This is a genomic window from Solibacillus sp. FSL W7-1324 (assembly GCF_038008025.1).
GTDB lineage: Bacteria > Bacillota > Bacilli > Bacillales_A > Planococcaceae > Solibacillus.
Map to the genome: position 1 here is coordinate 1,866,586 of NZ_JBBOYH010000001.1, position 13,060 is coordinate 1,879,645.

Here is a 13,060-nt window from a genome sequence, read left to right on the forward strand (position 1 = left end):
TTTAAATAGATTATAATATCGAAAATAGTATTTTTTTATCATATGGTGTAAAATTCGATTGACAAATTGGTGTTATGAAGTATTACGTATCAATGAAATGGATTTTATAGAGGGATGGTGGAAAAATTAATGGAAAATGAAATGAACTACCACAAATTTAAACAATTATTTTCAGACCAAAATAAAAGTGAAGAAGTGAATAATGACTTTTTCAATTATTTCACATCTCTAACTAATAATCATCCGAATATTGTTATTGTATTGTCTAAATTCGGTAAAGTTCTTTCATCAAATAGTCATAAACTCCATGCTTTGCTCGGTAAACCAATCTTAAATGAAGCTGATTTCCGACAATTTGTTTATGGCGATAACTTGGAGCTACTTCGAAATACTTTTCAAAAGACATTACAGGGACATTCCGAAAATTGTAATATTGAAATCAGAAATAACCTAAATAAGACATTATTTCTCGAATTAACTTTCATCCCAATTATTATTGATGATGAGACTATCGGTATCTATTTGATCGTAACCGATAATACAGAACGAACAATGATGAAACAGGAATTGATACTTTGGGAAAATCATTTGAATTATGCCCAGCAAATAGCCGAAATCGGAAGCTGGGAATATCATTTCAAAGAAGATAAGCTTATTTGTTCAAAAAACTTTTATAATATGTTCGGATTGGATTACAAAAAATATATCAGTATTGATGAGCCTTTCAAGCAAATCCACCCTGATGATTTGAATATCTCAATTCAATATTTACAAAAATCCATTTATGAAGGCGAAAACTATACACATAAAGTTCGGGTTTATCATAAAAAAACAAATGAATTAAAATATTTTAAAGTACATGCAGAAGTCTTTTGGGAAGAAGGAAAACCGACGAAAGTCTTTGGCATCATTAAAGATGAAACTTATCAAACTTTGCTGAAAAAGCAATTGATTGAGCAAAATGAAGGCTATAAATCCATTTTTGATAATCTTACTTCAGGGATATGGATGAAGGAAGATATAGGCGGTAAATTCCTCTTTGCTTCTAAAGGTTTAGAGGAAATATTGGAGATTCCCCTCTCCACCCTATATGAAGATTCAAAAGCCTGGCATAATATGATTCAGCCAGTACATCTTACAGAATTGGAAAATGGGAAAAAGAAATTGATGCGCGGGAATAGTTTCCAGTGGATATATCGGATTAACTCCGGGAACGAAAATACAAAATGGCTGCTTGAAGAAGTTGTCCCCCGCCTTGATGATCATGGCCAAATAACGAATATATTCGGTTTAGTGACCGACATTACTTATGAAATTGAAAAAGAACACAAAATCAATTACTTATCCAACTACGATCATCTTACAGGTCTGCCAAATCAGGAAAGTCTGTTTAAACAATTGGACCTCTTATGTGAGAGCGATGATCCATTTGCGATACTTTATTTTGACCTTGATCGCTTTAATATTATTAATGACTCACTCGGCTATTATATCGGAGATAAAACATTAAAGTACGTAGCCAATCGTCTTGAAACAATAATGCCGAAAGACAGTTATTTAGCTCGTCTGAGCAGCAATGATTTTATAATGATCATCCATAATTTTGAGAATAAAAAAGAAGTGCTTCAATATGCCAAAATGATAATCAAAAAAATAAGAGAACCATTTACGATTGAGGATTACGAGTTAAATATTTCAACTAGTATTGGAATTACCTTCTATCCTGATGAAGGGAAAGAAAAATTGACGCTTTTGAAAAATGCGCACACAGCCCTTCATAAAGCTAAAAAGGAAGGGAAAAGTAATTTTCAGCTTTCTTCTGATGAAGGCGATATATCAAATTATAAAAAATATGCGTTGGATCGGGATATGCGGAAAGCCATATCAAATGAAGAGTTTGAGCTACACTTCCAGCCGCAGGTAGAGACGAGAAATGGTTCTCTTTGCGGTGCTGAAGCGTTAATTCGCTGGAATCATAAAGAATGGGGATTAGTCTCTCCCGGAGAATTTATCCCGCTTGCCGAAGAAAATCATATGATCAATGGAATTACCGATTGGGTGATTGAAAAAGTATGTCAGCTTCTTAAAGAATGGAAGGAAAAAGGATTGCCGATCATCCCGATAGCAATTAATATTCCTCCTATTCGCTTTATGAAAAAAGGCTTGTTACAACATGTTAAGTTACAATTAGAAAAATACGGAATTGATCCGTTCTATCTGGAATTCGAAATTACAGAAGATACTTTGCTGAATATCGAATCGAGCGTATATTTAACAATTCAAAGCCTAAAAGATCTCGGAATTCGCATCGCAGTTGACGATTTTGGTACCGGCTATGCTTCATTAGCTTCGATACGAAAGTTTAAACCGAATAAAATTAAGATCGACAAAATATTTATCGATAATATTAATAACGAGGATAAGGTAGATAACGGCATTATTTGCGCTACATTACATTTGGCGAAATCCTTGGAGATGAATGTAGTTGCTGAAGGTGTGGAAGAAATTGAACAGCTGAAATTTCTTAAGAAGAATGATTGCGATGTCATTCAAGGCTATTTGTTTTCCAAACCATTAAAAAAAGAACTGTTCGAAAATATACTAAAAGCCGGCTATATATCCCCACAAGTTTCCTAAGCATCACCATTTAAAGAAAAAAACCGAAGCAGCATCCAATGCCGCTTCGGTTTTTTATATTATTTTGATTCGTTATATGCTTTTAAGAATTCTTTTACTTTTGCGCTGTCTGCTTCCAGTTTTAAACCTGTGTCAATTAAAGGTGAAACTGTTGATACAGCCGGCTTTTTCTTACCTTGGTAGTAGCTGATGAACTCTTCTTGGTTGATTGAGTGAAGGACTGCTTTACGTAAGTCTGCAGATTTCGCAGTTTCACGGCCGCTAGTATTGAACAATAAGTACGATACGGCGTTGCTGTCAGCTGTTTTTAATTGTAAGTTTTCATCGCCTTCCACTACATCTGTTTTCGTTTCAGGAACTGATTGTAATACGTGGATTTCACCATTACGCAATGCAGATAGTGCACTGTCATTATCCTGGATGAAACGAACACTGATGTTTTCAATTTTCGGCTCATTTTCTGTTCCTGCCTGGTATGCAGGGTTTTTCACGAATGTTGCTTCATAGTCATTTTTCTTCACTAAAATATATGGACCTGATGCTGCTAAATGGTTTGCATAGCTCGCGCCTTCAGTTACAGTTGATTGGTCACCGTATGCGATATCCGTGTTTGGATCATAGCTTGCTACATCAAATGTATTGACTGCAGTTACCGCAGCTTCTGATACAATACCGCCAGATTGGTGCGCTAAGTAGTTTAATACTTGCGGGAAAGGATTTGGTGTTGTCAATTTAACAACTTGGTATTTCCCTGATGCATTATCTACATCTTTTTCATCTGTTACAACTTCAGAAATCGCTGCAGGCAGATCATCCGATAATTCTTCTAAAATTGACTTGCCATCTGCAGTTTTCACTGATTCCAATGATGTAATATCCGATACGATTTCAACTGTATCAATATTTTCATGGATTGAATATGTGCGGTGATCCGGTACCGAAGTTTCGTCTTTTGCACGGTTTAATGAGAATACAACATCTTCTGCTGATACTAAATCACCCGTATCAACAGCTTTTTCGCCTTCCACTTTTGCAAAGTTAATATCATCGCGCAGTACGAAATAATATTCTTCATTGTTTTCTGCAATTGCATGGTCGTATGAAAGTGAACCTTCTGATACAACTTCATCTGTATCTGATAAATTCACTAAACGTACATACATATTTGTGTTCAATGTATTGATCGAGCCATCATTTGCCTTAACAGGATCAAGTGATGTCAATGATGCCAATGCTTGGTGAAGTACTAATGTTTCAGATGCATTTTTACCTTCATCATTGAATGAAATTGATTCCCATGCCTGAGCACGTGATTTTGGCAGACGTACTGTATCCGGATTCACTTCCGCTTTATAAATACCTTGGAATTTTTGAGAAATATATAATGGTGCAATATAGGCATTGTCGAATACTAAAGCTTGTTCCAGCTCTTTATATTTTTCCTTTGCTTCATCACCCGTTAATGTACTCGCTTCATCGATTAATTTATCGACTGTTTCATCTGAAGTACGGCTGTAGTCCCCGCCTGTTTTGAATAAACCGCGTACAGCATAGTCCGGGTTACCAGTAACAGTCGTCCAGCTTGAAATGGCAATGTCAAAGTTCCCTGCATCCTGTTGTGCCGTGAAAGAACCATAATCCGGCTGGATATTCAGTTTTACATCAAAACCGTTTTTCACTAATTGGTCACGTACGATATTCATGTCTTGCTCTGAAGAAGACATACCAAGCAATTCGATGACTGGTTTTGCTCCAGCCGTTTCAGTAGTTGAAGAATCTTTTTCCTCTACATCTGATTTTGTTTCGACACAGCCTGCTAATGCCACTGCTGCCACTGTTGCTGTTGATGCTAACGTAAATAATTTTTTATTCATGAAAAATTCCTCCAAAAAGTTAATTAGATTTTGGGTCCAATGCGTCACGCAGTCCATCGCCAAAAAAGTTGAACGATAAAACAAGCAGCATAATACATAGCCCCGGGAAAATCGCTAAATATGAATGTGATTCTAAATACGTACTTCCAACTTTCAAAATATTGCCCCACTCCGGTATATGCGGTTCAATACCTAATCCGAGGAAGCTTAAACTACTCGTTGAAATAACAGCTCCTCCGATTGTTAAAGTTGCTTTGACAATCATCGGTGCCATTGCATTTGGCACGATATGTTTGAAAATAATCGAGCGGTCATTCGCCCCTAATGCACGGGCGGATTCTACAAATTCATAGTTTGAAATCTGCAGTACATTTGCCCGCATTGTCCGCGCATAGGTCGGGATGGCCCCGACACTTAAAGCGATGATCAGATTTGTCGTATTTGCGCCAAATGCGGCAATGATTGCAATGGCCAGCAAAATTCCTGGAATCGCATATAAAATATCCAATGTACGCATAATTATATTGTCGGTATTTTTACCATAATAGCCGGAAATCGCACCGAGCGCCCCGCCGATTATCGCCGGGATGATCGTCGCACAAAAACCGACGATCAACGAAATTTGCGCACCGAATACAATGCGTGAAAATAAATCCCGACCGAAATTATCGGTACCTAACGGATATTCCAATGTAGGTGTTTGCAGCAGTACTGCATAATTGTTTTCAACTGCAAAGTCATAATCAAATGTCCATGAGCTGACAACCGACAAACTGAACATGAAAACGATGAAAAACAGGCCAAATACAGCCATCGTATTGCGTAAGATTTTATTCCATGTTTTTTGCCATTTCTCTACTGCGGAAGGATCTGTATTTCGTGCTTTACGAATTAATGTGATCCCTAGTAACAGCGAGAAGAAATTTCCTGTCAACGTTGGAATAAGCAGGACAATACCAAGCGGTAACACCCATTTCGGTGCTGTATCAGCTGTAACAAATTTCGCGATCAGCACAGCTACTGCCAAGTACAGTAATGCAAGTAGGATAAACCCACCCATTGCAAGAACAAATGTATCCACTACATATGGTTTGAACAAATTAAGCCCTGAAATCAGGATAATGAATATTTGTGTCATAAAAGCATAAACAGCAAATGTGTATTCTGCCGTTTTATTTTTCGATGCGAGCATAAAACCGAATCCGGCAGCAAATACATTCCCCACGAAAATTGTAAGTATCAACGGGATGCCAAGAAGGCGTGTACGTTTTGTCAGTTCTCGGTTTTTTGCCAAATCCTTTTTAATAAGTAGAGATGTGAGCCATACGTAAATTGTTGTGCCTAGATAAATCGCAAAAAAACCAACTACATACGGTCGCCATATACCTTCTGAAAAATTAAAACTATAAAGTGAAAACAGCAATGAAAAAATCGCAGAAAAAGCAATGGTAAACTGTGCATTTACATACTCTTGTGTTATTTTCAACAGCAGTTTTACATCTGATATAAATTTCACGTCGTTACCCTCTCCTAAGATTTTTTCATTTTCGAACGAATTCGTGGGTCAAAGAAAGCGTATAAAATATCGATCAGCATATTCACGATGGAAATGGTAATTGCAATATAGACAACCCCACCCAAAATTGCCGGAATATCCGGAATAAACTGCTTGTCGACAATATAACTTCCTATACCGCTAATATTAAAGACTTTCTCTGTAACTGCCGCACCGCCAAGCATTCCGCCAAACAACAGTCCAATAACTGTAATAATCGGAATCATTGCATTGCGGATTGCGTGTTTTGTAATTACTTTCCGTTCACTTAACCCTTTAGCTTTTGCAGTAATAATATAATCTTCATGGATTACTTCCAGCATACTGGATCTTGTCATACGGGCAATCGATGCAGTAATCGATGTTCCGAGAACAACAATCGGCAGAACGATCGACATCCAATTTCCCGGATTATATGTAGCCGGGAACCATTTCAGTTCAAGCGAGAATGTCAAAATGAAAATCAGCCCTTGCCAGAAACTTGGTATTGATAAACCGATTAATGCGATTAACATGAATACATAATCGATAAATGAATTCGGACGTACTGCTGAAATAATACCGACCGGAATGGCAATGGCAATCGCCATGAGTAATGAAAACATCGCGATTTCAAGCGTTACCGGAAATTTGTTCAATATGCTCTGCGTTACATCTTCCTTCCCGGCAAAGGATGTTCCTAGATCGAATGTGAACAGACCTGACAGTGAATGCCAAAGCTGCACTAAATAAGGCTGATCCAATCCGTATAGCTTATTAAAGTTTTCGACTTGTGCAGGTGTCGCCTCTACCCCAAGTAAATTGCGGGCTGGATCAAACGGCGAAATGTACAAAATCGTAAATACGAGTGTTGCCACCCCAACGATAACGAACACACTCTGTAATAAGCGCTCAAAAATAAAGCGAGCAAATGGATTACTCGTAATAAGTAGTAAAGCATACATCAAAATGCCAGGAATTATCGTAATCAGTAAAAAATACGGACGTTTAAATAGAGTACTAAAATAATTTTTATAGGAGTTTTCCACTACTCCATTTGCCGCGAGTACTTTTTCAACTTCTCGCTCCAATTTTTGCTGAGCAAGCGATTTCGCATTATTGATGATAGTTTGCTCATCGATCTTTTGATTGAAAAACTGAGCTTTTGTCCGTTCTTCTACTTCATATTGCTTATGCCACTCGAATACTTTCTCATCTTCTATTAATTGTCTCTTCACATTCATAGCTTTTTCCGCATACGTTGATTTAGAACGATTTACTAAATAGAACGGAATTGTAATAATGTGTACGAGCAGACCGAGCAGCACGAAAGCGAAATAATAACCCTTTTTCGAAGCATTTTTTTGAAAGCTTTCAAAAAATAAATGCTGCATGTAATGAAAGCAGCTCCTTTCTTACAAATTCTTTCCACCCTTACTAACGTGTAAAGAATCTTCACACTTTTAATATTGTATAATCCCTACCTGTATAGTAATGTATTATGTAGAACGAACATTCAGAAGTCAATGAAATTATTTTATTTTTATTAAAGGATGAGCATTTTATGAGTAAAAAGTTGCTTCAAGTAAAGGATTTACGTGTATCTTTTATAACTGGAGAGCAAGAATTCGAAGCCGTAAAAGGTGTAAGTTTTCATGTGAATGAAGGTGAAACAGTCGGAATTGTAGGAGAATCCGGGAGCGGGAAAAGTGTGACAGCCCGTTCAATTATGCGTCTGCTTCCGTCTCCCCCCTCTTTTTTAAAGGATGGAACGATTGAATTTCAAGGAAAAAATCTGATTACGCAAACGGAAAATCAAATGGAAGCGATCCGGGGGAAGGACATTAGTATGATATTCCAGGACCCGATGACTTCCACGAACCCTACTATTCGTATTGGTGACCAAATTGCGGAAGGTATAATAAAGCATCAAGGGCTTTCCAAAAAAGAAGCGTATTCAAAAACAATTGAACTGCTGAAATTAGTCGGGATAAAAAATAGTGAAGAACGCTATAATCAGTACCCTCATGAATTCAGTGGCGGAATGCGTCAACGCGTGATGATTGCCATGGCATTAGCGTGTAATCCTTCCCTTCTTATCGCCGATGAACCGACAACAGCGCTTGACGTAACAATCCAAGCTCAGATTTTATCGTTGATGAAGGATATGCAGCAGCGATTTGGTACATCTATTATATTGATCACACATGATTTAGGTGTTGTTGCGGGAATGTGTGACCGCGTAGTTGTTATGAAGGAAGGCGAAGTGGTAGAACAAGGTACGACGGAAGAAATTTTCGCGAATCCGCAGCACCCTTATACAAAGCGGCTTTTAAACGCGTTGCCAAAGCTTCATGAACCAAAGCAGCCAAAAGAACAGCCGAATCTATCTCCTGATTTAAATATTAACGTGCCTTTAGTGGAAGTTAAAAATATATCCAAGCATTTTGAATTAGCAAAAGGCAATGTATTAAAAGCGGTCAATGACTTATCATTCCAGATTTACCCTGGTGAAACATTAGGACTTGTTGGTGAATCAGGATCCGGAAAATCGACAACCGGACGTACACTTCTTCAATTACACGAACCGACAGACGGTGAAGTGCTTTATAAAGGTGTGCCGGTCAGTCGCCTAACGAAAAATGAACTGAAAAGTATGCGTCGTCATATGCAAATCATCTTTCAGGATCCCTATTCAAGTTTAAACCCAAGAAAAAAAGTGCTGGATATTATCGGAGAAGCATTGGATGTTCATAAACTGTCCCCTTCCAAGGAAGCTCGCCGGGCAAGGGTGGAAGAATTATTGGAACTTGTTGGTTTACAAAAAGAGCATGCACTCCGCTATCCGCATGAATTCAGCGGTGGTCAGCGCCAACGAATTGGAATTGCACGTGCGCTTGCTGTGGAACCACAATTTATCGTTTGTGACGAACCATTATCCGCGCTTGATGTGTCCATCCAAAAACAAGTGGTGGATTTATTAAAAGACTTGCAGCAACGCCTAGGATTAACGTACTTGTTTATTGCACATGACTTATCGATGGTAAAGCATATTAGTGACCGTGTTGCCGTTATGTATGGCGGGAAAATTGTTGAGCTGGCAGAAAGTGAAGAGCTGTATGCCAATCCGCAGCATCCCTATACGAAAATGCTGCTCGATTCGATTCCAATTCCGGATCCGGCCATCGAAAAACAGAAAAAGCGTCGTGTGATGACAGACGAAGAACTGGCAAAGAACCGTTTTGATGTAGAGAACACAGAGCTTGTTGAAGTTACTAAAGGGCATTGGGTAGCGATTTAAAAGGAAAAAGACTTCAAATGTTCGATTTGAAGTCTTTTTTATTGGATTGATCCCGTACTTTTTATACCAGGTTTAACCGTTAAATTGAGTTTTGCATTTTTATAGGCTTCCTTCCATTCCTCTTTGGACATGCGCCGATTATGTAGAACTCTCGCTTTGTAATCGATGCCGAAACCTAAAGGGTCATAGCCGTTTTTTTTCATCTCTGAAATGAATGTCGTAAATTTTTCTTCCGTTTCTTTTTTTAATTCTTCATTATACTTCGGCAGGTCTTTATTAATCATTGGTTTATGTGATTCTGCCACCGAGCCGTATAAACTAATTTTTATATCGAGTTCGATTTCTGAAGGATTATTAATTTTAACATTATATTTTGATTTAACCGTATCAATATTGGCAATGAAATGGTCACCATCCTCTTTTATTAGTAAATTCGCATGTTTTACACTTCTTGACAGCATATTATAAATGGAAGTATTTAATGAATCCAATTCATACGGTTCTTTATTTGCGGAAAGTAATAAAGATTTATTAATTTCAAAATGCTGATCTTCATTATTTATTTCGATAATCGGCAAAACACTATCGATCCAACCTTCTTTTATACTTCTTCTAAACTCAAATAAGTGGGTCGTCACAATATAGGGGGTTGTCGTACCATTACCATCAAAGTAATTAAACAGTTCAGGATAGGCAGCTGATTCCCCTTGCGGAATCATTTTAATAATTTCTTCCGCATTAGGACGTCCGACAGCTATCCAGGAAATCATCTGTATATCAGGTCTGCGCAGTAAAAAGTCCAAAATTTCCTTGTTTTTATTATCTTTTACCAATTCCTCACCTAGAATAATTAGCTTTGAATGTCCAAATTCAAGCTCCTTATCTGAATAGGATTCCATCATACGAATTGCTTCTGAAAGAGTTTCCCCATTCTCCGATAAATAGGAATACTGCGGTTCTGTAGCCTCTGTAAAAGATCCGGTCGGTTCATATAGCTTCAATGTAACTTTGTACGGGTTTTCCTCATCATCAGAAACATCCAGGGCGATCATTGCAACAAAAACACTTTTATCAATGTCTTTAAATGCGCAGCCAGATAGTAGAATACCTCCAAGTACAAATAAAAGTAAAGTTCCTTTAATTTTCCGAGGGAGACTCATCATTTTTCATCCTCCTGTTAATATAAGTAAACAATAGGATCATGCCTGGAAAAATAAAAACCAAAACATCATAAAAATAACTCGAATACTGAAAAAGCTGGTATTCAGTTAATACGGTTACAAAGTATAAAGAGATGGCAACAAAAATAGGAAGCGGCAAAAATATCCCGATAACTTTATCTTTATATTTAATTTTTTCCAGCTTAAATGTAAATTTTAAAAACTCTACTGCCGCATACCAATGAATAAGTATGCTTAAAAAAGCAATCCCTAAATAAAACAGTAAAAACATGAATAACACACGTTCAATAATAAAATAATCCATCCTGATCGAATCGGTTGTCGAGATCCATGGATAGACTAAATCATCAATACCTTCAAGTCCATTAAAGCCAATCGGTATGAAATACGTTGTAAATAAAGTCCCGACAGATATTAAAACGATAAACATAATCTGTCTAAAGCCAAATTTCTGTTTATCCGTAAAGAATCGATTGAATATAAATAGATTGGCAGCCCCCAAAAATAAAAAAAAGCAAGCAGAAAATGAATGCCAGTTTGGTACTTGATTAATATATAAAGCCGCTTCCCTAACAAAATCCCAATTTAAACTATTGCTGCTGTATGCTTTAAAAAATATGAAAAGGATTAAAGGACTTGTGATTATCATAATCATCTCAACGGTGTACATTACACGGTCTGTTTTTAAAATACAGCCAAAAATTACCGATAATATAAGCGTCAGGCAAATTAGAATGATCGGCATTTCAGGACTTAAATAGCGTATAAGTAAGAATGTAAATGTTATAAGCGTAATAAGTCCTGCAACAAACCATAGTACAGCGAGTACAAAAACGAAGGGCAAATAAAACCATTTTGAAGTAGTCTTTTCCAGCAGTTCCGGTAATGTTTTGCCAGGATACTTAAGGAAAAATTTTGTATATAGTGTTACAAGAAGTACTCCTGCTGCAATTGATAAAAGCATGGAAATGACAGCACCATCATCGTGATAATTGAGAAGTATGGCAGGTACCGAAGCGATAATATTCGCAACCATATTAATAATAATTAAATAGTAATAAAACCTGCTCATATTTCCTCCCCTGCCTTCGTTTTACTTGTTTTCTTTTCGTTAAATTTCAGATATGGTTCACCAAAGCTGTCGATGCTCACTAAATACATAATCAATGCATAAAGTGCTAATGTTAATCCTGCCAAGCCGAGTAATGTTGCTGCAAGAATGAAAAAGAAGCGAATTACGCGTATGGTAAATGCCATTTCATTGATTGGAATAACAAAAGTTGATATTGCTACCGCCGACACAATAATAACCATAATATCCGATGCAAGTGATGCTTCTGTTACAGCCGTCCCTAAAATCAACCCCCCGACGGTAGTAGCCGTTGCACTGATCGTTTTCGGCAGCCGTATACTCGCTTCCAGCAGCATTTCCATAAAAAATAGCATGAACAATACTTCTACAAATGAAGAAAACGGAACCCCAATACGGCTTCCTGCAATTGTCAGAGCGAGTTCGGTTCGGAAAACTTCCGGTGCAAATGAAGTAATACCGATATATAAGCCCGGTAAAAGGAGACTGATAAATAACCCGGTATAACGGAGAAATTTAAGGAAAAACGATATATAAAACGAATGGTAATTATCCTCCATCGATGTCATGAAATCGAAGAAATATACAGGGGCAATTAATGCTTGAGGATTACCGTCCACTAATAATATTACTTTGCCTCCAGCCAAGTTATAGACAATCCTGTCCGGCCGCTCTGTCATAATCAACTGTGGAAATAACGAATACTTTTTATTGTTGATATAGTTACTTAGCTGAACTGTTGATGTAATGACCTGCTTATCTACTTGCTGCAGTTTTTCCGTGATAATGTTCAGGGCATTTTTATTTACTTTTTCTTTGTCATAAATGATCGCCAGTTTATGATTGTTTACTTGTCCAATCGTGGAGTATTCAACATACAATGTCGGCTGATGGTAATCGGATCGGATAATATTAATATTTGTCGCAATATTGTCGCTAAGTGCCAGCTGTGAACCATGAATTGTTGTTTCAACTGATGCTGTATTCGTCTGATCATTGAAAGAAAATTTCAGGTCTAGTAAATAAAATTTATTCTGTATGAAAAGAACCACATTGCCGTTAAGCACTTCAGTTTTCAGCTGCTCCGGCGACTTACTGTCCTGAAATTGGGGCAAGGCTTTTAAATATCGAATGTATTTCGTTTCGGATGGCATTTCAAAATAAGGTTTAATGACAATTTGTTGAAGCAATTCCACATCGATAAGCGGCTTTATGTAAAATAGCTCGGCTTTCTTATCTTCATCTTCCAGCGTCTTCATCGTTAATTCATTTGTATCTTTGAATTGTTCATTAATCCACTTAATGTTCTCTTCCGAAGACATAGTATTTCTCCAATCTCAGATAAACTTTTTTATAGAATGTCCATTATGAGAAATAATATTCAGGAAAGGTTAAATTTGGTTAAGAGACATTAAAAAAGCCAATCTCCTTATTGAGAATGGC

8 protein-coding genes are annotated in these 13,060 nt (G+C 37.2%); 2 read left to right on the forward strand and 6 right to left on the reverse strand.

What is annotated here, in order from left to right; all coding sequences use genetic code 11:
- The first annotated feature begins 129 nt into the window (after positions 1–129).
- Entirely contained in the window at positions 130–2,637 is a 2,508-nt protein-coding gene (locus MKY71_RS09025; protein WP_340732282.1) for a bifunctional diguanylate cyclase/phosphodiesterase, read from the forward strand.
- A 59-nt stretch (positions 2,638–2,696) separates the two neighbouring features.
- On the opposite strand, the gene MKY71_RS09030 is transcribed toward MKY71_RS09025, so the two are convergent.
- The 3 genes from MKY71_RS09030 to MKY71_RS09040 are packed head-to-tail and all read right to left on the reverse strand — an operon-like array spanning position 2,697 to position 7,439.
- Positions 2,697–4,511 (reverse strand): ABC transporter substrate-binding protein, encoded by a 1,815-nt coding sequence (locus MKY71_RS09030; RefSeq protein WP_340732283.1) that lies wholly within the window; start codon positions 4,509–4,511, stop codon positions 2,697–2,699.
- Between the two features lie 19 nt (positions 4,512–4,530).
- Positions 4,531–6,027 (reverse strand): ABC transporter permease, encoded by a 1,497-nt coding sequence (locus tag MKY71_RS09035; protein WP_340732285.1) that lies wholly within the window; start codon positions 6,025–6,027, stop codon positions 4,531–4,533.
- 14 nt (positions 6,028–6,041) lie between these two features.
- Positions 6,042–7,439, reverse strand: a complete 1,398-nt coding sequence (locus MKY71_RS09040; protein ID WP_340732286.1) for an ABC transporter permease — start codon at positions 7,437–7,439, stop codon at positions 6,042–6,044.
- 170 nt (positions 7,440–7,609) lie between these two features.
- Here MKY71_RS09040 and MKY71_RS09045 point away from each other — a divergent pair, with 170 nt between their 5' ends.
- A complete protein-coding gene (locus tag MKY71_RS09045; protein WP_340732287.1) occupies positions 7,610–9,346 on the forward strand; it encodes an ABC transporter ATP-binding protein in 1,737 nt (578 codons plus the stop codon).
- Between the two features lie 38 nt (positions 9,347–9,384).
- Here the strand turns inward: MKY71_RS09045 and MKY71_RS09050 are convergent, their stop codons facing one another.
- From MKY71_RS09050 to MKY71_RS09060, 3 genes are read right to left on the reverse strand one after another with little or no spacing between them, the layout of a single operon-like run.
- Positions 9,385–10,509, reverse strand: coding sequence for a Ger(x)C family spore germination protein (locus MKY71_RS09050; protein WP_340732288.1), 1,125 nt, complete (start codon positions 10,507–10,509; stop codon positions 9,385–9,387).
- Positions 10,484–11,599, reverse strand: coding sequence for a GerAB/ArcD/ProY family transporter (locus MKY71_RS09055; protein ID WP_340718403.1), 1,116 nt, complete (start codon positions 11,597–11,599; stop codon positions 10,484–10,486). Before MKY71_RS09055 ends, MKY71_RS09050 begins: the two co-directional genes overlap by 26 nt.
- Positions 11,596–12,939, reverse strand: coding sequence for a spore germination protein (locus tag MKY71_RS09060; RefSeq protein ID WP_340718404.1), 1,344 nt, complete (start codon positions 12,937–12,939; stop codon positions 11,596–11,598). Before MKY71_RS09060 ends, MKY71_RS09055 begins: the two co-directional genes overlap by 4 nt.
- Between the last annotated feature and the right edge of the window lie 121 nt (positions 12,940–13,060).